Here is a 26,631-nt window from a genome sequence, read left to right as displayed (position 1 = left end):
TTAGTCAAATCCACACCTTCAACTCTGCTTTATACACGTAATAATGTTGATGACAGTGTAAAACTACATGCAATTGAATTATTACAGCAGATGGTCACACAGTTTATTGATTTATCACTTATCACAAAACAAGCTCACTGGAATATGCGTGGTAGAAACTTTATTTCTGTACACGAAATGGTTGATGGCTTCCGCGATACTATTAATGAGCATACTGATGAATTTGCAGAGCGTGTTGTTCAACTCGGTGGCACTGTATTAGGTACAGCGCAAACAGTAAGCAAAAAAACGCCGTTAAAAGCTTATCCTCTTGATATTCATGATGTACAAGAGCATCTTAAAGCACTAGCAGATCGCTATGCTATCGTTGCTAATGATATTCGTAAAGCAATTGATGAAGTAGAAGATGAAGATACAGCTGATATGTTTACCGCTGCATCACGTGATCTAGATAAATTCTTATGGTTTATCGAAGCAAATATTGAAAATTAATTTGCTGAAAAATATTATTATCACTCTAGAGAGGCTGCCTTTATGGCAGTCTTTTTATCTTTGTATGATGATTAGTCAATATTAGGGACATCCGGCTGATAAATAGGAAAAATGGGTAATGCATTAAGCAAACGCGAACCGTAACTTTTCGTTAATAATCGCCTATCATAAATAATAATTTCACCACTACAATGATGGCTACGAATAAGACGCCCTACTTGCTGAATTAAATTAAATGAAGCACTAGGCAAGCTTTGCACTTCAAAAGGATAGCGTTTTAGCGATTTTAGCCATTCACCTTCTGTGATAATGACAGGATCGGTAACTGGTGGAAATGCGATTTTATGAATATGCACTTGGGTTAAATAATCCCCTTTTAAATCTAACCCTTCTGCGAAAGATTGTAATCCTATCAATACACTATTATCACCAGCATCGATACGTTTACAATGAGTTTCAACAAGACGATAACGTGGTTGATCACCTTGTACTAATAAGCATAAACGTAAATCTTTCACCTCTTCTAAAAAACCATCCATTGCACGTTGGCTACTAAAAAGAACAAGTTGCCCACGATGATTATTTTGCGTCATTTCATATCTAAAATAACGGGCCATCTCTTTTAAATGTTCACGCTCATTATTCATTGTTGGCTCATAACGCATTTTGGGGATCACTAATTTCCCTTGTTTTTCATGCATAAAAGGCGATGACAGCGTCATAAAACGATCGTCAAAATGCTCACTCAACCCTGTTAGTTCTTGAATACGCGAGAAACTATTTAGCGAGCGTAATGTGGCTGATGTAATAACCACATGAGGAATATTACGCCACAATAATTGAGTTAGCTGTTCACTAACACGAATACCTGCACAATGAAAATGAAGATGTGATTGTTTTTTGTCATAACGTCGGGTTAACCATTTAGAAACAGGCGCTTGTGAGCTTTGCGCCAAAGTAGCCAATCGCCATAACTTAGACATATTTTCTAAATAACCCACTATTCTGCTGGTAGTTAAAATAGCACGATGTAAACGTACCACATCTTCTTTAGCAGTACGTTCTGTTAAATCATTTAAAATAGATTCACATAATCCTTTAAGTGCATCGGTTAATTTAAAGAGTGACTGACAACTTAATGCGAGTTGTTCTGGTAATTCACCTAAAGGAAAAAGATATTCATCTTGTTTACTGCGTTCTGGTAATAAAGCGTTCGTGAAAGTATCAAGTTCCTGATAAGTTTCACGTAATTTAGCAATATGGGCATCAAATCGAATAGGATCGGCTAATTTAGGCGGTCTAACAGGAATAAATTGTGCTAAATATTGACTAACATGACGCGTGATATTATCAAGCTGATTATTCAATGATAGTAGCGTAATTTCACCTTCAACTTCTAAAGCATCTCGTGCAACATCGGGGATATGATGCCCTTCATCAAGTACAAGTAATAGATTTTTTGCATCAGGCAAAACAGATTCACTTTCCATTGCCGCCATGACTAACGAGTGATTTGTGATAACAACATCGACTTCATCTATTTCACGGCGAGCAATAAAAAAAGGACACCGATGGTAATACTGACAATTGCGCCCTAAACAATTCATTTTATCTGTACTAATTTTGCGCCATAAACTGTCAGTTAATGCTTTTTTATGATGGTCACGCAAACCATCCCAGCCGAAGCTTGTAAAATCATTCTTTAATTCTTGGCAAATCTCACGCTCAGCACTAGTTGCAACATCAACTTTATCTTCAAGTAAGAACATTAAATCAATTTGCTCGCCTTCTGTGGCACAAATAGCCTCTAAATTGCGAGGACATAAATAACGACCTCGACCAAAAGCACCTGTAAAAGTGAGATCAGGAATAATTTTTTTCAGTAAAGGAAGATCTTTACTGTAAATTTGATCTTGTAATGCAACATTTGCCGTACTGATGATAAGAGGTTTTTTCTCTTCACGGCTCACCGCAATACCGGGAATGAGGTAGGAAAGTGTTTTACCCACGCCAGTTGGCGCTTCAATCACTAAGTGACGCCCTGTCTCATCAGAAAATGTCTTAGCCACCTCAGCAATCATTTGTCGCTGTGGCGCTCGTGGAATAAAGCCATCAATATGCTCTGGTAAGGCTTTATACCACTGACTTATCTGATTTTTTACTGACTGCGAAAGGGACATGATCACTCTATTGCTGATTTAAAAAAGTGCGCTATTGTCTCATAACACTGTATAAAAATCAGTAGTTACCTTTAATCACTCCGCCTTTTAATCAAATTATGAGTTACAACACGAACTTATTGCACTTTGTTATAGATAATTAATTCAAACTTTTTAGTTAATATCGTCATAAAAAAGTCGCTAATTACATTATAAATATATTTATTATCCACAAGATAGAAGACGATTAATAAAACCTTTTCTTTATATGTATAAAAAATACGCCTTTTTAACTCTCGTATTTAACAATAAAACTGACTTAAGACTTGTTTCACCCCCATATATCGATATACTTTTTTGTAACATTCATCTGCACATGACCCCTTTATTATGAAAAAAATAATGATTGTTGTTATCGCACTCCTCGCTTTTGGCTCCCTTGGTGGCGTCTTTCTTGCTGGTTTAAATATTTATACACGTTCAACAACTCCTCATGAACCAGAGCAAACTCAGCAAACCTCGCCAGCACAACAATTCCCTGCAATGCCAGATAGTTCACCATCAACTAAATAAATGAGGTTGTATCGTGGGATCAGATTATTTTGTTACGCCAAAATGGTTATTTGAACATCAACAAGATGCTGATCTTGTTATTCTTGATGTCAGTGCGCCAATGCCAACACAAAACATCGATTATCATCAATGTTATCTTGAGCAACACCTTCCTAACGCTCACTTTTTTAATTTGGATGAAATTGCGGATAAAACAACATCATTACCGCATATGTTACCCTCTGATGCGCTTTTTTCAGACACCTTAACCCAATTAGGTATAACGAATACCACAACAGTTATTTTGTATGATCAAGGTAATTTATTCTCTGCACCTCGTGGCTGGTGGACTTTTACAACGCTAGGCTGTCAAAATGTGCGTATTTTAGCGGGTGGTTTACAAGGTTGGATTAATGCAGGATTTGCCGTTGAACAAGGTAAAATCAGCACGACTCCAGCTAAAACACCTTTTATTGCTCATCGCCATAGTTCGCGCCGTGCTGATAAAGAGGCTCTCATCGAGAATCTAGCAACAAATCACGCACAAGTCGTAGATGCACGTTCAGCAGATAGATTTTATGCCAGAGCTCCAGAGCCTCGCCCTGGCTTACGTGGTGGTCATATTCCTAAAAGCAAAAATGTGCCTTGGGATACGTTAGTCACTCAAGGCACATTAAAAAGTAAAGATGAATTGAAAAAAGCTTTTGAACAAGCGGGTGTTAATTTATCTCAACCGATTATTGTGACTTGTGGCTCAGGCATGACAGCCGCTATCTTATTTTTAGCATTAGCTGTATTAGGTCACTCATCACTCTCTCTTTATGATGGTTCCTGGGCACAATGGGGTGATGAAAATAACACACTACCTTGTAGTTGCTAATATTATCCAAAAAAAAGTAAACCCGCATTATGCGGGTTTATTGTACTGCATTGTTACTATTGGCAATTAACTTGCAAAAATCTTAGCAAGATAAAGCACAACAATGGCACCGATTACAGCAACAATAAAGCTACCAAAATTGAAACCATCGACTTTGCCTTTACCAAAGAAGCTACTAATTGCACCACCCACAACAGCACCAACAATACCTAAAATACAAGTCCAGATAAGACCAATTTCATAAGAGCCGGGCATTAAAAATTTCGCTAATACACCAGCAATTAAACCAAAGATGATCCAAGCAATAATTCCCATAATTCCCCCAAGAATAGTTATGATATAAATACATTTATCTATAAGAGCTACTTTATAAGTGTAATTGGAAATAAGCTTTTTTCCAATTATTGATTATGATCAATAAAATATTCTATTCATGTAAGACGAATATTCTTAGTTTCTTACAAATAAATCGCGTACTTTTCAAAACGCGATAACATCTAACTGCCTTGTTTATGCTATAAAGCATCAATAACTTGCGCTATTTCCGGTGATGTTTTTAATGTCCGAATTTGGCTAAATAATATTTCTGCTTCTTGATATTCTTTCCGTAAATAACCTAACCACTGTTTTATTCTTGATGCATGATAATATGTTGTATCATCTTTCTTTTCTAAACGAATATAGCGTTTAAGTAATAAAATAACGTCATTCCATGACATTCTATTTTCAATACCTTTCACAACTCGACTTAGATTAGGTGTATGCATTGCACCACGACCAATCATCACCGCATCACACCCTGTTAGCGCTAAACAAGATAAGGCATCTTCACGACTCCAAATCTCACCATTGGCAATTACAGGAATAGCTAGTTTTTTACGAATATCACCAATTGCCTGCCAATTGATTTTTTCGGCACGATAGCCATCTTCTTTAGTTCTACCATGAATAGTAATTTCTGTAGCACCACCTTGTGCAACTGCATCTGCAATTTCATAACATTTTTCAGTTGAATCCCAACCTAACCTTACTTTAACAGACACCGGTAAATCAGAGGGAACTGCACTACGCATTGCTTTTGTTGCCTGATATATCATTTCAGGTTGTTTAAGTAAAGAAGCGCCGCCACCATTACCATTCACCGTTTTTGAAGGGCATCCACAATTTAAATCAACACCAAAAGAGCCTAAAGAAACCGCTCTAAAGGCATTTTCAGCAAGCCATTGAGGGTTTTGCCCTAATAGCTGAATACGAACTAATGTGCCACTTTGTGTACGGCTTTGTGTCTGCAACTCAGGGCATAATCGATAAAATGCCTTAGGGGGTAATAGTGAATCAACAACACGAATAAATTCAGTAATACAGAGATCGTAATGATTAATCGATGTTAATAAATCTCTGACAAGGGGGTCTAAAACCCCCTCCATTGGCGCTAATAATACTCGCACTGTTTAGCCTCAGAACTCTTTTTTCGCCTTAGACCAAGGGCTTTGATTATCACGATTGTTCTCATTTTTAGAGATGCGTCGAGATGACGGCTTACGTGTATTCTCTTTTTTAAATTGGCTATTCTTACCTTGTTTTGCCTCTTTTCCCTGATTATCACCATCTTTTCTAGAGAAATGACGACCATCTTTATTACGTGCTTTATTTTTAGGCTTTTTATGTAAAGGTGCCGCTTTAATTGAAGGGTCAGGATCATAACCTTCTAATGCTAAACGTGGAATTTGGCGTTTTAAGAGCCGCTCTATATCAGCCAATAATCCATGTTCATCAACACAAACTAATGATATTGCCTTTCCTGTTGCAGCCGCTCGACCTGTTCTACCTATACGGTGTACATAATCTTCAGCAACCTGTGGCAATTCAAAATTGACAACATAAGGCAATTGGTCGATATCAAGCCCACGAGCCGCGATATCGGTTGCTACTAGTGCTTTTAATTTGCCGTCTTTAAAATCAGCTAATGCACGTGTTCTAGCACCTTGGCTTTTATTACCATGAATAGCCGCCGATTTAATACCATCTAAATTAAGATGCTCTGCCAGTTTATTAGCGCCGTGTTTTGTGCGCGTGAAAATAAGGACTTGTGACCAATCTTCTAAGCCAATCAGATGAGATAACAGCTCAGTTTTACGCTTTTTATCCACTAAATGAACATATTGATCAACAGATTCAGCTGCTGAATTTTTAGGTGCCACAGCAATGCTGATAGGGTTGCTAAGTAATGAGTTAGCTAATCCTGTAATCTCTTTAGAAAAAGTTGCTGAAAAGAGTAGATTTTGACGTTTTTTCGGTAATTTATTGATAACACGACGAATATCATGAATAAAGCCCATATCCAGCATACGATCGGCTTCATCAAGAACTAAAATTTCAACTTGCGATAAATCGACTGCGTTTTGATGTTCAAGATCGAGTAAGCGACCTGGTGTTGCTATAAGCACATCAACACCACCACGTAATTTCATCATTTGTGGGTTAATGCTCACGCCACCAAACACGACTAAAGAACGAATAGGTAAATATCGGCTATACGCTTTCACATTTTCAGCGATTTGTGCAGCTAATTCACGTGTTGGCGTTAAAATAAGCGCTTTAACCGACTGACGCCCTTTTGTTTTTTGCGCAGGATTAGAGAGCTTTTCCAGTATCGGTAATGTAAAAGCGGCTGTTTTACCTGTTCCTGTTTGTGCGCTGGCTAATACATCTTTTCCCGCTAGAATAGGCTCTATCGCCTGTTGTTGAATTGGGGTTGGGGTTTTGTATCCTTGTTCATCAATGGCACGAAGAAGCGCCTCACTTAAGCCAAGCGATGTAAAATCAGTCAAAACAGTGGTCTCCTACAACCAGAACGCATAACACGATGATTGAAATTATAAAATGACAGGCTTTCATACCATCTATATTTATCTATAATAACTCTCTAGAAAAAAGTATGAAAGAGAATGAACCTTATCAGGTTACCTAATAACGCCTATCTTAGCAGTTTTTGCTATATTCCGAATATAAAAATTATTTTAAAGAATAAATCGCCCTATTTTTAATAAAAATTAAATTTATTTGACAATTTGTCACAAATTTTTCCTTTTACTCAATATCATGGAATATAATAAACATAGTCACCGCAATTTCTAATATCATTTGTTTTGTTACATTTTACTTAAGTAAGGTATCACCTATTATGTCAGAACCTCATCAGAAGACGACGCGTGGCGAACTTGCTAAACGGCAATTGCTGGAAGCTGCATGTGAAATCTTTGGTAAAAATGGGCCCGATGGCGCAACTACCCGACAAATTGCACAAGCTGCTCAACAAAACATTGCTGCTATTGCTTATTATTTCGGTTCAAAAGACGGGTTATATCTTGCCGTTGCGCAATATATTGCAGATTTAATTCGCCTCGATTTTGAGCCTACTGTTGTTGTTCTTGATGAATATCTTGAAAAGTCAGATCCAACTGCAGATCTTCCTGCTTTACAACAACTTATCACTGATAGTTTTTTACAATATGCCCAGCTTGTTCTTGATAAAGCCAATATCCATCTCAGTCGTATTATGGCAAGGGAACAATTAGTGCCAACAGAGGCATATTCACTTATCCATCAACAGGCTCTATCCCCCCTTTTGACGCGAATTAATAAATTGCTAGCCCTGTATATTGGCTTGGATGCCACCTTACCCGCGACTATGCTACATACCCATGCAATTTTAGGTGAAGTGCTTTCTTTTCGTTTAGTCAGAGAAACTATTTTACGACAAACAGGATGGGATAGAATCGGTAAAAATGAGTATCAAATCATCTCTAATACCTTAAGAACACATATTACAATACTGCTCAACGGATTAAGAGAGATTTATATTAACAACGCTAAAGCCTAAGTAGAGTTATTATGAATACAAAAAAAATCAGTATCTTTATTATCCTAATGATTATTATCGGTATTATCGCGGGTATCTATTATTATGAAAAAAACAAAGAGACTGAGTTAATACTCTATGGAAATGTAGATATACGTACCGTTAATTTAAGCTTTCGTGTCGCAGGTAAATTAGAATCACTTAATGTAGATGAAGGTGCATTCGTTGAGCAAGGCGAATTGTTAGGGCAACTTGATGATGTGCCTTATATTAACGCACTCAATAAAGCCTATGGTGAACGAGATAGCGCAATCGCCGCATTAGCATTAATGGAAACGGGTTATCGAACAGAAGAAATTGCGCAAGCGCAATCTGATGTCATCTTAAAACAAGCGGCATGGCAATATGCCAATAACTTTTATAAACGCCAACAAGATTTAGCCAATCGAAAAGTCATTTCTGCAAATGAATTAGATAGCGCTAAAAATAATCGCAATCAAGCGGCGGCGGCATTAAAAGCTGCACAAGATAAATTAGATCAATATCAAAATGGCTATCGTAAAGAAGATATTGATGCAGCTAAAGGTCAAGTGATGCAAGCCAAAGCGGCTGTTGCACAAGCTGAACTTAATCTAAAAGATACAAAATTAGTTTCGCCTTCTAAAGGGACCGTTCTTACTCGGGCTGTAGAGCCTGGCACAAATTTATCTGCAGCAAGCCCTGTCTTTACCGTTTCACTCACCAATCCTGTGTGGGTCAGGGCTTATATTAGTGAACCTCATTTAGGTGAAGCGATTCCTAATCGGGAAATTTATCTTTATACCGATAGCCGTAAAGATAAACCTTATCACGGCACAATTGGATTTGTTTCACCAACGGCTGAATTCACACCCAAAAGTGTTGAAACCCCTGAGCTTAGAACCGATCTTGTTTATCGATTGAGAATCGTGGTTACCGATGCTGATGATGCATTGCGACAAGGTATGCCTGTCACATTAAAATTTGCACCTACCCATTAAGTGGTGGAGGCAAAATGACTGATACTGATTATACAATCACCTTAGAGGGCGTTGAAAAACGCTTTACTGGCTTAGATGAGCCTGCTGTTGCATCATTGAATGCAACTATTACAGGTGGTTCTGTAACGGGCTTAGTAGGCCCTGATGGCGCAGGTAAAACTACATTAATACGTATGTTAGCTGGCTTATTAAAAGTAGATGCCGGTGATATTCGTGTTTTAGGGATGAACCCACAGAAGCAAGGCGTTGAAGTTAGAGCTATTTTGGGCTATATGCCTCAAAAATTCGGTTTATATGAAGATTTGACGGTATTAGAAAATTTAAATCTTTACGCTGATCTAAAAAATGTTGTTGGCGAAGAGCGTAAAAAAGTCTACGAGCAGTTGCTATCATTTACGTCATTAACGCCATTTACTTCTCGCCTAGCGGGTAATCTTTCTGGGGGTATGAAACAAAAATTAGGACTTGCCTGTACTTTATTAGGAAAGCCTAAAGTCCTGCTACTTGATGAACCCGGTGTCGGTGTTGACCCCATTGCTCGCCGTGAACTTTGGCAAATGGTGCATGAATTAGCCAGTGACGGTATGCTTATTCTTTGGAGTACCTCTTATCTTGATGAGGCTGAGCAATGTCGTAATATCTTACTTCTTAATAAAGGTAAATTACTTTATAGCGGCGTACCTCAAGAACTCACAAAGAAAATGGAAGGTCGCTCTTTTTTATTGAAAGTTGATGGTCATCAACGCCGCAAAGTCTTACAAGAAGCGATTATCCAACCTCAAGTTACTGATGGTGTTATTCAAGGACAATCAGTTCGCTTAATTTTAAAAAAAGAGTGTGACCACGATACGCTACTTAAAGCAATTGGCATGCCTAATGAGAAGCTAATTCCAGCTACGCCACGATTTGAAGATGCTTTTATTGATTTATTAGGTGGTGGACCATCTCGTAAATCAGAGCTTGCCGATATTATGCCTCAAATACCACCAGCGCCCGATGAAACGGTAATTGAAGCTCAGCAATTAACAAAAATGTTTGGTCAATTTGCAGCGACTGATCATGTTGATTTCCAAGTTAAGCGAGGTGAAATTTTTGGCTTACTAGGTCCAAATGGTGCTGGAAAATCAACAACATTTAAAATGATGTGTGGCTTGCTAGTCCCTACCAGTGGTAAAGCATTAGTGCTTGGCATGGATCTAAAAAAAGACTCTGGTAAAGCGAGGCAACATTTAGGTTATATGGCTCAAAAATTCTCGCTTTATAGCAATCTAAAAGTAGGGCAAAACTTAAAATTTTTCTCTGGTGTTTATGGCTTACATGGCAAACATCAGCGTGAAAAAATAAATGATATGGTTACGGCATTCAGCTTACAACCTATGATTAATCAAGTGACAGAAACTTTACCACTAGGCTATAAACAACGCCTCGCTCTTGCCTGCTCATTAATGCATGAACCTGACATTCTGTTTTTAGATGAACCAACATCAGGCGTTGATCCGCTAACTCGTCGCGAATTCTGGTTACATATCAATGGAATGGTTGATAAAGGTGTAACTGTGATGGTTACAACGCATTTTATGGATGAAGCTGAATATTGCGACCGAATTGGTTTAGTTTATAAAGGTAAAATTATCGCCTCTGGTGAACCTGATGAACTGAAAAAAATGGTGGCAACGACGGATAATCCAACACCATCAATGGAAGATGCTTTTATTGGCTTAGTGCTTAATTACGATAAAAAACTAGAAAGTCAGCACCATAAGGAGAACGAAAAATGAAACATTCGTCTCAATCATTACATGCGAGCTTTTCTTGGCGACGTTTATATGCCTTGTGTTTAAAAGAAACAAAACAGATAACACGTGATCCTAGTAGTGCATTAATCGCGATAGTTATTCCGCTTACACTGCTGTTTATTTTTGGTTATGGTATCAATTTAGACTCAAGCAAACTAAATATCGGTATACTCACCAATCAGCAAAGTCAGCCAGCGCAAGAGCTGGTTTATACTTTTACCAATTCTCCTTATATTAATGCCACTATTAGTGATAATCGCCAATTATTAATCAATAAAATGCAAGCAGGTGAAATACGCGGTATTGTTGTTATTCCTGTTAATTTTGCCGAATTATTGGCGCTTCATGATACTAAAGCGCCTATTCAAGTCATTACTGATGGTAGTGAACCCAATACCGCCAACTTTGTACAAGCTTATACTAAAGGCGTTTGGCAAATTTGGCTACAGCAACAGGCTATCAGTAAAGGTATTGATACTCAGTCATTAATTGATATAGAACCTCGCTATTGGTTTAACCCCGCAGCCATAAGCCAGCATTATATTATTCCTGGTGCTATTACCATCATTATTACCGTTGTAGGCGCTATTTTAACGTCCCTTGTAATTGCTCGTGAATGGGAACGTGGCACTATGGAAGCACTACTTTCAACACAAATCACACGTACTGAACTCTTATTATCGAAGCTTATTCCTTACCAAGTATTAGGCAGTTTTGTCATGATCCTTTGTATGATTGTCACGGTTTTTGTTCTTGGTGTGCCTTATCGAGGTTCATTGTGGATTTTAGCGGGCATGACCTCTCTTTTTTTAGCAACAGCATTAGGGATGGGTTTATTAATATCAACACTGACTCGCAATCAATTTAATGCTGCTATGATTTCTTTAAATGCCGCTTTTTTACCCGCAGTGATGTTATCGGGTTTTGTGTTTGAAATTGATAGTATGCCTTTCTTTATTCAGATAGTGACTTACTTTATTCCTGCTCGTTATTTTGTCAGTAGTTTACAAACACTCTTTTTAGCTGGTGATATTCCATTGATATTAATGCTAGATATGTGGCTACTGATTGTCTGTGCTATCTTTTTTATCGGCTTAACGGCGTTAGCAACACGTCGTCGACTCGATTAAGGGAGAATATTTATGTTTTATCGACTTCTTACCTTGATCATGAAAGAGTTACAGGCCTTATTACAAGAGCCACAAACTCGGGTAATTCTTATTATTCCCGTTATTTTTCAAATGATTTTATTCCCATTTGCAGCTACGTTAGACGTAACTAATGCCACCATCGCAATTTTCGATGAAGATAACGGTAGTCAATCTATCGAACTAACGCAAAGGATAGCGAAAGCCAGTGCCTTTTCGACTACGTTATTACTGAAAAATGAGCATGAAATTAGTGAGACTATTAATAATCGTAAAGCACTATTATTAGTCCGCTTCCCTCAACATTTCAGCGCTGATTTAATACAAGGTGTGCCAACAAAACTACAATTAATTTTAGATGGTAGAAACTCAAATAGCTCACAAATTGCCGCAAATTATGTGCAACAAATTGTTCAAAACTATCAATCTGAATTAGCGAGTAACACCCCTTCTTTAATCAATAAAACAGAATTAATCGTACGCAATTGGTATAACCCTAATTTAAATTATAAATGGTTTATTGTGCCGTCATTAGTGGCATTGATAATTACAATTGGGGTAATGATTGTGACTTCACTTTCTGTTGCAAGAGAGCGAGAACAAGGCACATTAGATCAACTCTTAGTTTCACCGCTTTCAACATGGCAAATCTTTGTGGGTAAAGCCGTGCCAGCAATGGTTGTCGCTGCGGTTCAAGGTTCTATTGTGCTTATTATTGGTATTTTTGGCTATCAAATTCCATTTTCTGGTTCGCTATTATTGTTTTATTTTACAATGCTAGTTTATGGATTATCTTTGGTGGGATTTGGTTTACTTATATCAGCACTAAGCTCAACTCAACAACAAGCTTTTATTGGTGTTTTTGTCTTTATGATGCCGGCTGTATTGCTTTCAGGTTATGTTTCCCCTGTTGAGAATATGCCAGTTTGGTTACAAAACGTCACATGGATAAACCCTATTCGTCACTTTACTGATATCACAAAACAAATTTATCTCAAAAACGCTGATATCACCGTGATATGGCATGATTTATGGCCTTTATTTGTTATCGCAATCGGCACCGGCTCTATCGCTTATTATCTCTTTAGACGTAAGATTGCTTAAAATAATAGTTTTAATAAACTGAAATAAAAGATAAATAAGCTGGCTTACTTTTTCTTATCTATAATCGCTAGATACAAAAATCCCACAACCATCATAGTTGTGGGATTTTTTCGTTATAACGAGTTTTGCGTTATCGTTAAAATTAACGACGATCGCCTAAAATACGCAATAACATTAAGAACAAGTTGATAAAGTCTAAATACAGCGTTAAAGCGCCCATGATTGAGTAACGACGCATATTTTCTTTATCATCTTGGTTTATTTGGCTACCCATATCTTTTAATTTTTGGGTATCGTAAGCGGTTAAACCTGCGAAAATTAACACACCCGCATAGGAGATAACCATACTCATCATCGAGCTTTTCATAAAGATATTAACAACAGACGCGATGATAATACCGATAAGCCCCATAAACAGGAAGCTACCCATACCCGATAAGCTACGTTTAGTGGTATAACCGTAAACGCTTAAAGCAGCAAACATAGCAGCACAAATAAAGAAAGTGCTCGCAACAGATGATGCTGTATAGACAATTAATACACTTGAAATAGTCACACCTGTTAACGCGGAATAAAGCATAAACAGAGTTGTCGCAAGTGCGCCACTCATTTTATGCACCATGCCAGACAGTACAAAAACAAGCGCAAGTTGCGCAATAATCAGACCAAAAAAGGTGATATTGCTAGAAAAAATTAATGATAATAATTGCTCGCTTGATGCAACATAAAGTGCAACAAACGCAGTCAGTAATAGTCCAACAGTCATCCAACCATAAATCTGAGCCATAAAGGTTTGTAGGCCAGAACCTGTGCGCTGTACTATTGAATCATTTGAACGTGAAAATCGATCCATGATGATTACCCTTTAATCATAGTGATAACGTTAGTAGGTTTAGAGATAACGTTTATTTCAGTGACAAGCCAAAATATGGCTCCCTGATTTCAATTTTATCACACTGATTTTACATTTCCACGAATTAAACCGTATGAAATGCCACCATCAGATAAATAAAGGTAAAACAACGTCATCTTTTATTTATGCGAGTTATAAAGCGAGGGTTTTATTTCCAACGTTCAGCTGCATCATGATCACTTTGACGGGCATCAACCCAACGCGTTTTATTTTCTGACAAGCCTTCTTTTTTCCAAAACGGTGCTTTGGTTTTTAAGAAATCCATAATAAATTCAGCAGATTCAAATGCACTATTACGATGAGCACTAGTGACACCAACAAACACGATTTCTTCACCAGCTTGTAGCGTTCCTATACGGTGTATCACACTCACACGCTGTAATGGCCAACGAACACGAGCTTGCGCCACAATGTCATTAAGCGCTTTTTCTGTCATACCTGGGTAATGTTCAAGTGTTAATGCGCTAACATCATCCCCTAAATTATGATTACGCACCTTTCCTGTAAAAGTGACAACTGCGCCATCACTTTCACACGCAGATAGCCATTGATATTCATCACTCATACTAAAATGTTGAGTTTGAACAGAAATACGAGTTTCACCACTCATATTAACCCCCTGTAACGGGTGGGAAAAATGCAATTTCATCACCATCAGTTATCAAGTAAGAGCCTTGAACAAAAGATTGGTTTACAGCAGATAGCAATTTACCATCTTCAAGCGCTAGAGCCCAACGATCACCCTTTTCTATAAGTGCCTTACGTAAATCATTAATCGTTGCGTAATCACAATTTAATTCTAATGAGTCAACGCCAACTAATTCACGAACTTGAGCAAAAAAGAGAACTTTAATCATGCTTGTACCTTAAAATGACCTGATTTACCGCCTGTTTTTTCTAGCAATCGCACAGGACCAATAACCATATCTTTTTGAACAGCTTTACACATATCATAAATGGTTAATGCAGCAACTGACGCCGCTGTTAATGCTTCCATTTCAACCCCAGTTTTGCCGGTTAAACGACATACTGATTCAATGCGAACACGTTGTTGTTCTGGTTGAGCTTCTAATTGCACTTCAACTTTAGTCAGTAATAAAGGATGACATAACGGGATTAATTCCCATGTTTTTTTAGCCGCTTGTATACCCGCAATACGTGCCGTAGCAAAAACATCCCCTTTGTGGTGTTTACCTTGCATAATCATAGCGAGTGTTTCTGCTGACATTTCAACAAAAGCTTCAGCTCGTGCTTCTCTTACTGTTTCAGCTTTAGCACTAACATCCACCATGTGAGCTTCACCAGCGGCATTGATATGAGTTAGTTGAGACATGCACAACTCCTGAAATTAATCGAATAAGAAAGCGAGAAAATCATCCACCAATAACGGATAAATTCGGAGTGATTCCTGTATCGCCTTGATGAAGAAAATGTGTTTCTCTTTTATGAAGAAGACCGCCCTGAATGCGCTGTTGTAATGCGTCTTGTTGGCTGTCGTCTTCTAATAAATCACGTAGAGGAATACCATTTTCGCCAAATAAGCAAAGATGAAGTTTACCCATAGCAGAAACGCGTAAACGGTTACAGGTTACGCAAAAATCTTTTTCATAAGGCATGATAAGACCAATTTCGCCTTGATAATCAGGATGAGTAAACACTTGAGCAGGACCGTCACTTCGAGCGCGAGGAATTTGTAACCACCCTTCATTGAATAAACGCTGACGAATAACTTCGCCAGAAAGATGGAAACGTTGAAATACATCGCTACCATCCCCTGTTTCCATTAATTCAATAAAACGGAGTTGAATAGGTCTATCTTTGATCCAATTGAGAAATTTTGGCAGATTTTTATCATTAACATTGCGCATCAGCACAACGTTTACTTTGACTTTTTTATAACCGGCTTCAAATGCGGCATCAATACCCGCCATCACTTCTTTAAATTTATTTTGCCCTGTAATGGCATGAAATTGACGAGGATCGAGACTATCTACACTGACATTGATTGCACTTAAACCCGCATCACGCCATTGCGCAACATCACGCGCCAAACGATAGCCATTTGTCGTGACGGCTATTTTTTTAATTGCAGGCTCTGCATTAATGGTTGCAATGATATCGGTAAAATCACGACGCATTGTCGGCTCGCCGCCTGTTAGGCGAATTTTTTCAGTGCCTAATGCAGCAAAAGACTGTGTGACTCGACGAATTTCATCAAGAGAAAGAAATGATTTATGACCATTTGGCTTATAGCCGTTAGGTAAGCAATATGTGCAGCGAAAATTGCAGACGTCTGTTATTGAAAGACGTAAATAGAAAAATTTGCGCGAAAACGCATCAACGAGTTGTTGCATAGTAACACCTTTCCAAATTCGGGAGATGCGGGCATTTCTACCTTGCACCCTGGTGACGTTTTAGTCACGGCCAGAACATCATATCAATCGACTTAGACGCTAAGGCTAGGAGTTAAATTAACCTGTTTTTGACAGGCTTGTTATACCAATATCTTTAGTGTGGATTCTACCTCTAAAACTTTAAAAAAGCGACTACTGTTTTCGCTATATAATTTATAATACAACGAGTTACGATACATTGTTGTAATAATTTGCTCATATACCATCATATTAATTGATTAAATTACAACCAACTTATAGTGAAATCAAATTAAGAATGTGATGAAATCATGCCGTGATCATAGGCTTAAATTTTAATTGTGATAAATTAGCCACAATTTTAAAAAAATAGACAGGATAAATATGCGAAATCGCACGCTAAGTGATTTAGATCGTGTCGTTGCTCTTGGTGGTGGTCATGGCCTTGGACGTGTGCTTTCCGCACTCTCCTATTTAGGTACTCGGCTAACAGGTATCGTAACAACAACCGATAACGGTGGCTCTACAGGTCGCATTCGTAAAGAAGAAGGCGGTATTGCTTGGGGTGATATGCGCAATTGTATTAATCAATTGATAACCGAACCTTCTGTTGCTTCTGCGATGTTTGAATACCGTTTTTCAGGTAATGGTGAACTCGCAGGGCATAATCTTGGTAATTTAATGCTTAAAGCATTAGATAATTTAAGTGTTCGTCCTTTAGAAGCCATCAATCTCGTTCGTGGATTATTAAGGGTGAATGCTCATCTTATACCTATGTCAGAACAAGCTGTTGATTTAATGGCAATTGATGATCAAGGCCATGAAATTTATGGTGAAGTAAATGTTGATAATTTACCTAAAGTTCCTCAAAAATTAGATCTTTACCCTAAAGTCTCAACAACACGAGAAGCGATTGAGGCGATAGAACAAGCCGATCTTATCTTGATTGGTCCTGGTAGCTTTTTTACAAGTTTAATGCCATTACTGTTGCTCCCTGATTTAGCTCAGGCTTTGCGCCGTAGTAGTGCGACAACGATTTACATTGGTAATTTAGGTAAAGAATTAAGCCCTGCGGCTGCATCAATGACAATGTCCGATAAAATTACAATGATGGAAAACTATATTGGATTGCAAACTATTGATGCAGTAATAATTAGCCCTGAAACACAATATGAATCAATAAAAAATCGATTAATTGTTCAGGCGCAATTAGAAGCTAAAGATATTCCTTATCGTCATGATAGGCATTTATTGAGTAAAGCGATTGAGTTAACGCTACAACAACTCGGTCAGCGTAATTCAACTTCTCAAGCAAATTCATTAATTAGCAATAAATAAATTTTTTGCTAATTAGCTGTTTCAGATAATAAAAATCGCCCTTTATTATACTTATTATTAATAAAGGGCGATGACAAACTAACAAGACTATTTAAACTTTCAATATATTAGCTATTGAGCTTTTTTAATGTAATACGCTGGCTAATTGCTTCTTCAATTTCAGATAATGTCATTGGAATATCATCTTTCATAAATCCTAATCCCGCTACAGCACGAGAAAATGATATTAAATCTAATGGCGGTAATTCTAACTCCCAATTTTCTTGGGTTGCCAACGTATTTTTGTCATTAATAATATTATCAATTGTATCAGAAAACGTTTGATGAGAAGCAGACCAGTTAGGATCACCACTTGCCCAAAACCAACGAGTGGTAATAAAATTTTTCCACATATCATCCCAGCCATCATAAATACGACGCAACATAGAGGCACTCATTAATGACCATGTTTGAGCTTCTTGTTGTGTAATATAGCCTTGCTGACAACCTTCTAAACAAAGTTTACTGAAACGACAAAGATCCCAAATGAGGTATTTAGTATTTTGAATATTCATACGATTTGTACTCATCATATCAATTTGCCATAACCGTTCATTTTTGTCGTTTTCGGTTAAATCAGAGAGTAAAATCTCGTTTTTTAGTGATTGAATATCATCTTCTGTACTGTTAAAAAGTTGATCCCGAAGTTGATAAAAATCGTTAGTATGGCCTTGTGTTAATAGCCAGAAGAGCTGATAAATTAAATCCCAACGATCATTAACTCCCCATGCAGCAGATAATCCACCGTCATCTTCGCCTTGTCGATATTCGTTATATGCCCACCCATTCATTTCAGCATAAGGCGCTGCAACGTATAATCCCCACTCAACAGGCAATAACTGATTTGATGTTACTTTGGTTTCTAAAATTTCCTGATTTACAGGCATTGACGGCGAAAGTTCACTATCTTGTATTGCAACCTTACGTAGCCACCTAAAAAGTATCACAAGGAAAATAATACCAATAACTGCACCAATGTATTTGGGAAACACTGAAAAAATATCAATAGCCATTCATTGTCCTTAATGTCTTTTTTATCTTTGTAAATAATAGACTCTTTGTTTATTGTGATATTTAAACAGGTGAGCGCTATTAAGGGAATATCAATTTAGGCAAAAATAAAAAGATTAAAGATAAAAAGACAGGCTAATACAAAAACCTGTCCTTTTATCTTCTATTATTGTTTTATTTACAAATAGCGTCATTAGTCTTATTAAGAATTAGCAATAAATTGCTCTCGCAATGATTGAAGCTTATCACGCGTATTAGCGGCTTTTTCGAATTCTAAATCTTTAGCATGTTGATACATTTCAGCTTCTAGGCGTTGGATCTCTTTTTCTAACTCTTGAGTTGATAACATAGGGTAATTATCATGAGTATCAACTGATTTATTACCTTTCTTATTGCGACCTTGCGTTGGTTGACCAATTTTAAGAATATCACCAATCTTTTTATTAAGGCCTTTTGGTGTAATACCATGCTCAAGATTAAATTGTCGCTGTTTCTCACGTCGGCGTTCTGTTTCACCAATAGCTTTAGCCATTGAATCGGTTATTCTATCGCCATATAAAATGGCTTTACCTTCGAGATTACGTGCAGCTCGCCCAATAGTCTGAATAAGAGAACGTTCAGAACGTAAAAACCCTTCTTTATCTGCATCTAAAATCGCAACGAGAGAGACTTCAGGCATATCTAATCCCTCTCTTAACAAGTTAATCCCCACCAGCACATCAAACTCACCTAAACGTAAATCACGAATAATTTCGACACGCTCTACAGTATCAATATCAGAGTGAAGATAACGCACACGCTCGCCATGCTCTTCAAGATATTCTGTTAAGTCTTCCGCCATACGTTTTGTTAATGTTGTGACTAATACGCGCTCATTTTTAGCTGCGCGAATACGAATTTCTGACAGTAAATCATCCACTTGAGTCGCAACGGGTCTAACTTCAACGATAGGATCAAGTAATCCTGTAGGCCTAACCACTTGCTCAACAATATCATTACCTGATTTTTCTAATTCATATTTACCCGGTGTGGCAGATACATAAATTGTTTGTGGTGCTAACGCTTCAAATTCTTCAAAACGTAAAGGTCGGTTATCTAACGCAGAAGGTAAACGAAAGCCATATTCAACTAATGTTTCTTTACGAGAACGGTCGCCTTTATACATACCACCAATTTGAGGAATGGTAACGTGTGATTCATCAATGACTAAAAGACCATTAGCAGGCAAATAGTCAAATAAGGTTGGAGGCGGTTCTCCAGGACCTCGTCCTGATAGATAACGAGAGTAGTTTTCAATACCTGAACAATATCCCAATTCATTCATCATTTCTAAATCAAATTGGGTACGCTGTGAAACGCGTTGCTCTTCAACCAATTTATCATTTGCTAATAATACTTTTTTTCGATCAGCAAGTTCTTCTTTAATTTTTTCCATTGCATCAAGAATGCGATCACGCGGTGTTACATAATGCGTTTTAGGATAAACCGTAAAACGGGGTACATTGTAGTGGATTTGCCCTGTTAATGGATCAAATAGGGATAAACGCTCAACCTCATCATCAAATAACTCAACACGTAGTGCATAATCATCAGATTCAGCAGGAAAAATATCAATAACTTCACCTCGTACACGAAATGTACCACGCTGAAAGGCTTGGTCATTACGGGTATATTGCAAATCAGCTAATCGACGTAAAATCGATCGTTGATCGATAATCATGCCATTAGTGAGGTGAAGCATCATTTTCAAATAGCTATCAGGATCACCTAAACCATAAATGGCAGATACTGATGACACAACAATAACATCTTTGCGTTCTAGCAATGCTTTTGTCGCTGATAACCGCATTTGTTCAATATGTTCATTAACTGATGCATCTTTTTCAATAAAGGTATCAGAGCTAGGTACATAAGCTTCAGGCTGATAGTAATCGTAATAAGAAACAAAGTATTCCACTGCATTTTCAGGGAAAAACTCTTTCATCTCACTATAAAGTTGAGCGGCTAAGGTTTTATTTGGCGCAAGCACCATTGTTGGCCGATTAAGATTTGCAATCACATTGGCAATGGTGAATGTTTTACCAGAACCCGTTACCCCTAAAAGAGTTTGATGAGCGAGACCATCTTCTAACCCTTCACATAATGAAGCGATAGCTGTTGGTTGATCTCCACCGGGTTTAAATTCAGAATGCAGTTTAAAAACTTTGCTCATATTCTCATCTCCTTGCTGACCACCTTATAATACTGGATAAAAATCCAGCTTCAATCTCTATCTCATAAAAAAGGTTGAATAATCTACTTAAGTTATCCCCAGATTTAAAAATAGATTTTTTTGAAAAATGCAACCTCTATTTTATGAATCATCTCTAGATAAGCAGCTTGTTTTATTGCACTCTTGATTTTATTTAACGAATTGAAATTAAAGAATTTAAAATAAAAGTTGAGAATAACACCAATCTTCAGCTATGCCTTGTCTTATCTCGATCTTACGTATTTTTATAATGGTAATACACAAGGTTATCCACAGGAATAGTGGATAACTGCACAAAGTTGTTATTCAACGGTAAGTTACGTCTTTTTTTTCTAAAAAAAATATCGTCAAAAATGATTAAAAATTTATTTTTTTATTTTTTAATGAGATGAAAAATAAATTTTAGCATTTCTCCTATCGTTATGTTTAATCTTTCAGTTTAGCTGAGAAAGAGTGAGATAAAAGTTAAAATTATGACCTTTAATTTCGCTTAAGTGAGGTATTTTACCTAATAGTGGCGCATTAATATGTCGTTTTAATGTTTCGATATACTCTTTTTGATTAGGACCAGGTACCTCAACTTCATTTGCTACCCACCCTGCTAACGTTAATCCGGATTGAAGAATAGCCTGCTGAGTTAACAGTGCGTGATTAATACAACCTAACTTAATCCCTACTGTTAAAATAACAGGTAAATTTTCAGCGATAACCCAATCTGAAAAAAACTGCTTATCTGATAATGGCGTAAACCAACCACCAGCACCTTCAACTAATACCCAATCAGCATGTTGTTGTAACTCAAATAAGCCTTTTGACAATACGTTAAAATCAATAGGCTGGTTCATTTTTTGGCTAACAATATGGGGCGATGTGGGCTCTTCAAAACAATATGGATTAACTTGTTGATAGGCCAACTTTACTGAACTAGCATGTTGTAAAGTTAAAGCATCAGCGTTACGTAATCCTTCATCTAGCCATTCACTCCCTGAGGCAACGGGTTTATATCCTGCTGTTCGATATCCTTCATTTGTAGCACATTGTAATAATGCATGACTGACTACTGTTTTTCCAACCTCAGTATCAGTGCCTGTTAAAAACCATGTTTTAGCCATGAGATATTTTCCCTATAACAAGTTGATAAGTTAATAGATAATGTCCTGATGTTGTTTGCCATACTTGTTCTAAGTCACGCAATTTTTGTCTTGTCATTAATCCTTTATGGCGTTCACCTTGAACAAAATTAGCGCCAACACCTTTTAAAGAGGTAAAAAGCGCTGATAATGAGGAGTAACGCTCAATGACGGTTTCAGTAAAAAATGTCGATTGATACCCACTACACGCTGTTTTTATCTCATCAACAGATAAAAAAGGATTAGCATGTGGGTAATTATCAAGCTGATGCCATGCTTCTCTTACCTCTTTTAAAGTAGATGTTGCTAGAGTCGAAAAATAAAGCGCACCATGGGTATTGACCTTAGTCATTAAGTTATTGATAGCGAGAGATAAATCATCACACCACTGTATAGCAAGGTTGCTAAAGGCAATATCAATGCAATTAGGCATGATAGCGCAGTGCTCAATATCACTTTGAATATAGTAATCAGCACGCTGTTGTTGCCGTGCTACTTGCAACATTTGATGAGACAAATCTAGTGCAATAACGCTTTTGCCTTTTTGTCGCCATTTCTCGCTGAAATAACCCGTTCCACACCCCGCATCAAGCACAAGATATCCATTTTGATGACAAGCTAAATCCATAAGCTTATTGCCACTGTAGCGCTGAATATTGGCATATTTATCATAATGATGAGCGGCTTTGCCGAATGTGTTTGCAATGCGTTGTTTATCTGTTTTGACGGAAGAAAGCATGAAGAGTCTCGATAAGCTGCATAATATCGGAAATATGATGACGCGCTGTTAATGTAATGCGTAAGCGAGCGCTTTGTGGTGGAACCGTTGGTGGAAAAATCGCTTTAACCCAAAGACCTCTATCTTGCAAATAATCCGAAAGCGCTTGGCATAATTGTTCATCACCAATAACTAAAGGTTGAATTGCGGTTTCCGAGGGTAATAATTTAACGGGTAATGAAGCAACACCTTCACGAAATAAGGCTATTAATTGTTTTAAATAATCTCTTTTTTCATCAGCGGATTGAATAACAGTGAGAGCACGATCAATAGCAACCGCTTGTGCAGGTGGCATTGCGGTACTGTAAATAAGATGACGTGCATATTGCTCAAAAAACTCAGCGGTTTGTTGATTACAAAGAACGGCAGCACCACTGATACCAAATGCTTTACCAAAAGTGACAACTAATAATTCAGGTTTGATATTTGCTAAAGAGCAACTGCCTTTTCCTTGCTCACCCAATACACCAATACCATGAGCATCATCAACCATTAACCAAGCTTTATGAGCTTGGCTTATTTTTGCAGTTTCTTTTAACGGTGCTTTATCACCATCCATACTAAAAACACCTTCAGTAACAACCAGTGTTTTTGTCGCGGTGAGTTTATTTAAACGCTGAGATAAAGAATCTGGAGAATTATGTAAAAAGCGCCAAAGCGTTGCTGGCGATAATGTTGCCGCTTCCATTAAAGAAGCATGGCAAAGTTTGTCTGCAATAATGGCATCATTTTTTTCTAATAATGCGGTAATAACACCTTGATTTGCGCTATATCCTGATGAGAAAAGTAATGCATTATCATAACCAAGCCATTGAGCTAGTGCTTGTTCTAATTGCTGATGTGCCTTTGTAAATCCCGTTATATGCCCTGAACCACCGCTACCAACACCATAGCTATTGGCTCCTTGTTGCCACGCTTGAATAACGTCAGGATGGTGACTGATACCTAAATAATCATTACCTGAAAAATTTAGATATTTTTCATCTGATAAGGTGGTTAAAAACCGGCCATCAGAACCTTTAATTGCACGACGCTGACGCCATAATGGCGTATTTAATCGTGCTTCAAGGCTTTGGTGTAAATACGTGTCCCAGTTCATTACAGCGCCGCATTATAAAATTGTTCAGTATCTTTGTTAGCAACAGCCTGCATTAGCATTTCTTCTTGCTGATTATCACCTACTGAAACGGCTAATTTTTCAGGGTTTAGTCCTAGCTTGCGGAATAATTGATGGTCTTTATCTTCAGTTGGGTTAGTTGTGGTTAATAGCTTACAGCCATAAAAAATAGAGTTTGCACCAGCCATAAAACAGAATGCTTGTGTTTGCTCACTCATTTGCTCACGACCTGCTGACAAACGTACATAAGAACGAGGCATCATAATACGAGCAACGGCAATAGTACGAATAAAATCAAAAGGATCGACATCATCGTTATTAGCCATAGGTGTTCCTTTAATTTTTGCGAGCATATTAATAGGAACACTTTCTGGTGGTTGCGGTAAGTTGGCTAATTGAACAAGCATTGCTGCCCTATCTTTTACTTCTTCACCTAATCCTAAAATTCCACCAGAGCAAACTTTAATCCCGGCATTACGTACTTTATCAAGCGTATCAAGTCTATCTTGAAAAGTTCGCGTGGTAATAATACTGCCGTAGAATTCAGGTGAGGTATCAAGATTATGGTTATAAAAATCAAGCCCAGCATCAGCAAGACGACTTGCTTGTGAATCATCTAATTTACCCAAGGTCATACAAGTTTCCATACCTAATGCCTTTACTTCTTTCACCATTTGTTCAAGATAAGGCATATCTCGTTCATGAGGATTACGCCAAGCAGCCCCCATACAAAAACGTGTAGAACCTGCTGCTTTTGCTTTTTTCGCAGATTCAATAACTTGTTGCACTTCCATCAGACGTTCTTTTTCTAGCCCTGTTTTATAGCGAGCACTTTGAGCGCAGTATTTACAATCTTCAGGGCAAGCACCTGTTTTAATCGAAAGCAAAGTACTGACTTGAATTTGTGAAGGGTCAAAATATTGACGATGTACTTGTTGTGCTTGAAAAATCAAATCCAAAAATGGCATATCAAACAACGCTCTAGCTTCTTTTACTGTCCAGTTTTTTTGTGTACTCACAATACATTCTCCTATACAAAAGTGATTGCCAGTTTAAATAATAGGGTTATCATGTCAACTAAATTTGATAAAATAGGTTTACAACAGTAAGTGAATAATAGAATGACACCTGATGATATTGATTTTGATTTACGCCATATCTGGCACCCTTACACCTCAATGAGTACACCACTTCCAGCTTACCCTGTAGTAAGTGCGAATGGTGTTGAGCTCACTTTATCTAATGGAAAAAAACTTATTGATGGCATGTCATCTTGGTGGGCAGCTATTCACGGTTATAATCATTCAACACTGAATGATGCTATTAAAAAACAACTCGAAAATATGGCTCATGTGATGTTTGGTGGCATTACTCATCCACCAGCAGTCGCACTTTGTAGAAAACTATTAGCCATAACGCCAAAACCGCTAGAATGTATATTTTTAGCTGATTCAGGTTCAGTGGCCGTGGAAGTAGCTCTAAAAATGGCATTGCAATATTGGCAAGCAAAAGGTGAAAAGCGCCAACGTATTGTGGCATTAAAACGGGGCTATCATGGTGATACGTTTGGTGCAATGTCAGTGTGTGACCCTGATAATTCGATGCATAGTCTCTACAAAGGTTATTTACCTAATCATCTATTTGTTGAAGCGCCTCAAACGGGTTTTTATGATATTTGGGATCCTCAAGACATCGTGCCATTACGTCAAACATTAGAGCAATATCATCAAGAAATCGCAGCCGTAATGTTAGAGCCTATAGTGCAAGGTGCTGGTGGTATGCGTATTTATCATCCTGAATACCTAAAACAAACAAGAGCGCTTTGTGATGAATTTAACGTGCTATTAATCGCAGATGAAATTGCTACAGGGTTTGGTAGAACAGGAAAGCTATTTGCTTGTGAACATGCTGATATTGCCCCTGATATTATGTGTGTAGGCAAAGCCCTAACAGGGGGATATATGACATTATCAGCCACATTAACAACACGACATATAGCCAAAACCATCAGCCAAGGTGATGCGGGTTGTTTTATGCATGGCCCTACTTATATGGGAAATCCACTCGCTTGTGCTGTTGCTGATGCAAGTTTAGCGCTGTTAGAAACAGGAGAATGGCAACAACAAGTCAGCACCATAGAAGCACAATTAAAAAAAGAACTATTGCCGTTAAAAGATGCTGAAAAAGTGGCTGATGTTCGCGTATTAGGCGCAATTGGCGTAGTTGAAATGAAAGAGCCTGTAGAAATGGCAATATTACAAAAAAGGTTTGTCGATGAAGGTGTATGGATAAGGCCTTTTGGTAAATTAATTTATATTATGCCTCCTTATATTATCAGTGAAAAAGCACTTACAACGCTGACTCAAGCAATGGCAAAAGTTATTAGTCATAATTAACAAATAAAAATGCCTCTTGCTATCAATCTTAAAAGATACTCACAAGAGGCATTAATTTATTGCTCAATAAAATGATACGATCAAGCTTTAGCTACAACCGTTACCCACATTGGGCCTTTTCCTACAGGATATTGCGCTAACGGTGTTAGTTTTCCTGTATATTTATCAATGTGTGAAACCGAAACAGCATCTGATTTTTGACCACTCGAAATTAAATATTTGCCAATATTATCAATCGAAAATCCACGAGGCTGTGTTTGCGTTGGATAATAAT

26 protein-coding genes and 1 riboswitch are annotated in these 26,631 nt (G+C 37.6%); of the genes, 10 read left to right on the top strand and 16 right to left on the bottom strand.

From position 1 onward, the window contains the following. Window positions 1–492, top strand: a 492-nt coding sequence (gene dps, locus M983_RS13595; RefSeq protein ID WP_066751949.1) for a DNA starvation/stationary phase protection protein Dps, incomplete at its 5' end; no start/stop codon positions are given. Between the two features lie 71 nt (window positions 493–563). Here dps and dinG read toward each other — a convergent pair. Continuing rightward, window positions 564–2,672 carry an ATP-dependent DNA helicase DinG gene (dinG, locus tag M983_RS13590; protein WP_066751946.1) on the bottom strand — a complete coding sequence of 703 codons (2,109 nt, stop codon included), beginning with the start codon at window positions 2,670–2,672 and terminating at the stop codon, window positions 564–566. 369 nt (window positions 2,673–3,041) lie between these two features. Between dinG and M983_RS13585 the strand changes: the two genes are divergently transcribed. Both M983_RS13585 and sseA read left to right on the top strand, forming a co-directional pair. Beyond that, entirely contained in the window at window positions 3,042–3,224 is a 183-nt protein-coding gene (locus tag M983_RS13585; RefSeq protein ID WP_066751943.1) for a lipase chaperone, read from the top strand. A gap of 13 nt (window positions 3,225–3,237) precedes the next feature. Continuing rightward, window positions 3,238–4,083, top strand: a complete 846-nt coding sequence (sseA, locus tag M983_RS13580) for a 3-mercaptopyruvate sulfurtransferase (RefSeq protein ID WP_066751940.1) — start codon at window positions 3,238–3,240, stop codon at window positions 4,081–4,083. 66 nt (window positions 4,084–4,149) lie between these two features. Here the strand turns inward: sseA and M983_RS13575 are convergent, their stop codons facing one another. The 3 genes from M983_RS13575 to rhlE all read right to left on the bottom strand — a co-directional run bounded on the left by M983_RS13575 (window position 4,150) and on the right by rhlE (window position 6,914). Beyond that, complete coding sequence (locus M983_RS13575; RefSeq protein ID WP_066751937.1) at window positions 4,150–4,398, bottom strand: GlsB/YeaQ/YmgE family stress response membrane protein; 249 nt, start codon at window positions 4,396–4,398, stop codon at window positions 4,150–4,152. Window positions 4,399–4,598: 200 nt separating this feature from the next. Then, window positions 4,599–5,531 carry a tRNA dihydrouridine(16) synthase DusC gene (dusC, locus tag M983_RS13570; RefSeq protein WP_066751934.1) on the bottom strand — a complete coding sequence of 311 codons (933 nt, stop codon included), beginning with the start codon at window positions 5,529–5,531 and terminating at the stop codon, window positions 4,599–4,601. A 9-nt stretch (window positions 5,532–5,540) separates the two neighbouring features. Then, on the bottom strand, window positions 5,541–6,914 hold the full coding sequence (rhlE, locus tag M983_RS13565) for an ATP-dependent RNA helicase RhlE (RefSeq protein WP_066751931.1): 1,374 nt from the start codon (window positions 6,912–6,914) through the stop codon (window positions 5,541–5,543). Between the two features lie 353 nt (window positions 6,915–7,267). On the opposite strand from rhlE, the gene M983_RS13560 reads away from it, so the two are divergent. From M983_RS13560 to M983_RS13540, 5 genes are read left to right on the top strand one after another with little or no spacing between them, the layout of a single operon-like run. After that, a complete protein-coding gene (locus M983_RS13560; RefSeq protein ID WP_066751928.1) occupies window positions 7,268–7,966 on the top strand; it encodes a CerR family C-terminal domain-containing protein in 699 nt (232 codons plus the stop codon). An 11-nt stretch (window positions 7,967–7,977) separates the two neighbouring features. After that, window positions 7,978–8,964, top strand: a complete 987-nt coding sequence (gene hlyD, locus M983_RS13555) for a secretion protein HlyD (protein ID WP_066751925.1) — start codon at window positions 7,978–7,980, stop codon at window positions 8,962–8,964. 14 nt (window positions 8,965–8,978) lie between these two features. Further along, window positions 8,979–10,742 carry an ATP-binding cassette domain-containing protein gene (locus tag M983_RS13550; protein WP_066751922.1) on the top strand — a complete coding sequence of 588 codons (1,764 nt, stop codon included), beginning with the start codon at window positions 8,979–8,981 and terminating at the stop codon, window positions 10,740–10,742. Beyond that, a complete protein-coding gene (locus tag M983_RS13545) occupies window positions 10,739–11,890 on the top strand; it encodes an ABC transporter permease (protein WP_066751919.1) in 1,152 nt (383 codons plus the stop codon). The genes M983_RS13550 and M983_RS13545 overlap by 4 nt, the downstream gene beginning before the upstream one ends. Before the next feature lie 12 nt (window positions 11,891–11,902). Further along, a complete protein-coding gene (locus tag M983_RS13540) occupies window positions 11,903–13,012 on the top strand; it encodes an ABC transporter permease (RefSeq protein ID WP_066751916.1) in 1,110 nt (369 codons plus the stop codon). Between the two features lie 142 nt (window positions 13,013–13,154). On the opposite strand, the gene M983_RS13535 is transcribed toward M983_RS13540, so the two are convergent. The 5 genes from M983_RS13535 to moaA all read right to left on the bottom strand — a co-directional run bounded on the left by M983_RS13535 (window position 13,155) and on the right by moaA (window position 16,279). Further along, window positions 13,155–13,865 carry a Bax inhibitor-1/YccA family protein gene (locus M983_RS13535; protein ID WP_066751913.1) on the bottom strand — a complete coding sequence of 237 codons (711 nt, stop codon included), beginning with the start codon at window positions 13,863–13,865 and terminating at the stop codon, window positions 13,155–13,157. Window positions 13,866–14,073: 208 nt separating this feature from the next. Continuing rightward, the gene (gene moaE / locus M983_RS13530) at window positions 14,074–14,535 is read right to left on the bottom strand and encodes a molybdopterin synthase catalytic subunit MoaE (protein ID WP_066751911.1); all 462 of its coding nucleotides are present in this window, start codon (window positions 14,533–14,535) and stop codon (window positions 14,074–14,076) included. 1 nt (window position 14,536) lies between these two features. Next, window positions 14,537–14,782, bottom strand: a complete 246-nt coding sequence (moaD, locus tag M983_RS13525) for a molybdopterin synthase sulfur carrier subunit (protein ID WP_066751909.1) — start codon at window positions 14,780–14,782, stop codon at window positions 14,537–14,539. Beyond that, a complete protein-coding gene (moaC, locus tag M983_RS13520) occupies window positions 14,779–15,258 on the bottom strand; it encodes a cyclic pyranopterin monophosphate synthase MoaC (RefSeq protein ID WP_066751907.1) in 480 nt (159 codons plus the stop codon). Before moaC ends, moaD begins: the two co-directional genes overlap by 4 nt. Before the next feature lie 40 nt (window positions 15,259–15,298). Next, complete coding sequence (gene moaA / locus M983_RS13515) at window positions 15,299–16,279, bottom strand: GTP 3',8-cyclase MoaA (RefSeq protein ID WP_066751904.1); 981 nt, start codon at window positions 16,277–16,279, stop codon at window positions 15,299–15,301. Further along, a riboswitch (molybdenum cofactor riboswitch) is annotated at window positions 16,269–16,403 on the bottom strand. It overlaps the preceding gene by 11 nt. Window positions 16,404–16,681: 278 nt before the next feature. Between moaA and yvcK the strand changes: the two genes are divergently transcribed. Then, window positions 16,682–17,635 (top strand): uridine diphosphate-N-acetylglucosamine-binding protein YvcK, encoded by a 954-nt coding sequence (gene yvcK / locus M983_RS13510; protein WP_066751901.1) that lies wholly within the window; start codon window positions 16,682–16,684, stop codon window positions 17,633–17,635. A gap of 107 nt (window positions 17,636–17,742) precedes the next feature. Here yvcK and M983_RS13505 read toward each other — a convergent pair whose 3' ends face one another. From M983_RS13505 to bioB, 6 genes are all read right to left on the bottom strand, one after another. Next, window positions 17,743–18,687: a DUF1266 domain-containing protein gene (locus M983_RS13505; protein ID WP_066751898.1), complete on the bottom strand. Its 945-nt coding sequence runs from the start codon at window positions 18,685–18,687 to the stop codon at window positions 17,743–17,745. A 200-nt stretch (window positions 18,688–18,887) separates the two neighbouring features. After that, entirely contained in the window at window positions 18,888–20,897 is a 2,010-nt protein-coding gene (gene uvrB, locus M983_RS13500) for an excinuclease ABC subunit UvrB (RefSeq protein WP_066751895.1), read from the bottom strand. A gap of 473 nt (window positions 20,898–21,370) precedes the next feature. Next, window positions 21,371–22,048: a dethiobiotin synthase gene (gene bioD, locus M983_RS13495; RefSeq protein WP_066751892.1), complete on the bottom strand. Its 678-nt coding sequence runs from the start codon at window positions 22,046–22,048 to the stop codon at window positions 21,371–21,373. Next, window positions 22,041–22,805 carry a malonyl-ACP O-methyltransferase BioC gene (bioC, locus tag M983_RS13490; RefSeq protein WP_066751889.1) on the bottom strand — a complete coding sequence of 255 codons (765 nt, stop codon included), beginning with the start codon at window positions 22,803–22,805 and terminating at the stop codon, window positions 22,041–22,043. Before bioC ends, bioD begins: the two co-directional genes overlap by 8 nt. Further along, on the bottom strand, window positions 22,780–23,943 hold the full coding sequence (gene bioF, locus M983_RS13485; protein WP_066751887.1) for an 8-amino-7-oxononanoate synthase: 1,164 nt from the start codon (window positions 23,941–23,943) through the stop codon (window positions 22,780–22,782). The genes bioC and bioF overlap by 26 nt, the downstream gene beginning before the upstream one ends. Continuing rightward, window positions 23,943–24,980: a biotin synthase BioB gene (gene bioB, locus M983_RS13480; RefSeq protein ID WP_066751884.1), complete on the bottom strand. Its 1,038-nt coding sequence runs from the start codon at window positions 24,978–24,980 to the stop codon at window positions 23,943–23,945. Before bioB ends, bioF begins: the two co-directional genes overlap by 1 nt. Before the next feature lie 102 nt (window positions 24,981–25,082). Here bioB and bioA point away from each other — a divergent pair, with 102 nt between their 5' ends. Further along, on the top strand, window positions 25,083–26,357 hold the full coding sequence (gene bioA, locus M983_RS13475) for an adenosylmethionine--8-amino-7-oxononanoate transaminase (protein ID WP_066751881.1): 1,275 nt from the start codon (window positions 25,083–25,085) through the stop codon (window positions 26,355–26,357). Between the two features lie 80 nt (window positions 26,358–26,437). On the opposite strand, the gene M983_RS13470 is transcribed toward bioA, so the two are convergent. Then, window positions 26,438–26,631 (bottom strand): beta-propeller fold lactonase family protein (locus M983_RS13470; RefSeq protein ID WP_157091966.1); only part of this gene is annotated, 194 nt, incomplete at its 5' end.

Source organism: Proteus myxofaciens ATCC 19692, from assembly GCF_001654855.1.
GTDB classification, from domain to species: Bacteria; Pseudomonadota; Gammaproteobacteria; order Enterobacterales; family Enterobacteriaceae; genus Proteus; species Proteus myxofaciens.
The sequence above is the reverse complement of the archived record's forward strand: the minus strand, read 5'-3'. Positions and strand labels throughout refer to the sequence as shown.

Excerpts from the sequence above, each read along its gene's own strand:
- bioD (WP_066751892.1), bottom strand. The coding sequence starts at position 22,048 with ATGGCTAAAACATGGTTTTTAACAGGCACTGATACTGAGGTTGGAAAA.
- M983_RS13550 (WP_066751922.1), top strand. The coding sequence starts at position 8,979 with ATGACTGATACTGATTATACAATCACCTTAGAGGGCGTTGAAAAACGC.
- M983_RS13540 (WP_066751916.1), top strand. The coding sequence starts at position 11,903 with ATGTTTTATCGACTTCTTACCTTGATCATGAAAGAGTTACAGGCCTTA.
- moaC (WP_066751907.1), bottom strand. The coding sequence starts at position 15,258 with ATGTCTCAACTAACTCATATCAATGCCGCTGGTGAAGCTCACATGGTG.
- moaA (WP_066751904.1), bottom strand. The coding sequence starts at position 16,279 with ATGCAACAACTCGTTGATGCGTTTTCGCGCAAATTTTTCTATTTACGT.
- bioF (WP_066751887.1), bottom strand. The coding sequence starts at position 23,943 with ATGAACTGGGACACGTATTTACACCAAAGCCTTGAAGCACGATTAAAT.
- M983_RS13535 (WP_066751913.1), bottom strand. The coding sequence starts at position 13,865 with ATGGATCGATTTTCACGTTCAAATGATTCAATAGTACAGCGCACAGGT.
- moaD (WP_066751909.1), bottom strand. The coding sequence starts at position 14,782 with ATGATTAAAGTTCTCTTTTTTGCTCAAGTTCGTGAATTAGTTGGCGTT.
- dinG (WP_066751946.1), bottom strand. The coding sequence starts at position 2,672 with ATGTCCCTTTCGCAGTCAGTAAAAAATCAGATAAGTCAGTGGTATAAA.
- M983_RS13575 (WP_066751937.1), bottom strand. The coding sequence starts at position 4,398 with ATGGGAATTATTGCTTGGATCATCTTTGGTTTAATTGCTGGTGTATTA.
- yvcK (WP_066751901.1), top strand. The coding sequence starts at position 16,682 with ATGCGAAATCGCACGCTAAGTGATTTAGATCGTGTCGTTGCTCTTGGT.
- uvrB (WP_066751895.1), bottom strand. The coding sequence starts at position 20,897 with ATGAGCAAAGTTTTTAAACTGCATTCTGAATTTAAACCCGGTGGAGAT.
- M983_RS13585 (WP_066751943.1), top strand. The coding sequence starts at position 3,042 with ATGAAAAAAATAATGATTGTTGTTATCGCACTCCTCGCTTTTGGCTCC.
- hlyD (WP_066751925.1), top strand. The coding sequence starts at position 7,978 with ATGAATACAAAAAAAATCAGTATCTTTATTATCCTAATGATTATTATC.
- M983_RS13545 (WP_066751919.1), top strand. The coding sequence starts at position 10,739 with ATGAAACATTCGTCTCAATCATTACATGCGAGCTTTTCTTGGCGACGT.
- bioC (WP_066751889.1), bottom strand. The coding sequence starts at position 22,805 with ATGCTTTCTTCCGTCAAAACAGATAAACAACGCATTGCAAACACATTC.
- M983_RS13505 (WP_066751898.1), bottom strand. The coding sequence starts at position 18,687 with ATGGCTATTGATATTTTTTCAGTGTTTCCCAAATACATTGGTGCAGTT.
- M983_RS13560 (WP_066751928.1), top strand. The coding sequence starts at position 7,268 with ATGTCAGAACCTCATCAGAAGACGACGCGTGGCGAACTTGCTAAACGG.
- bioA (WP_066751881.1), top strand. The coding sequence starts at position 25,083 with ATGACACCTGATGATATTGATTTTGATTTACGCCATATCTGGCACCCT.
- moaE (WP_066751911.1), bottom strand. The coding sequence starts at position 14,535 with ATGAGTGGTGAAACTCGTATTTCTGTTCAAACTCAACATTTTAGTATG.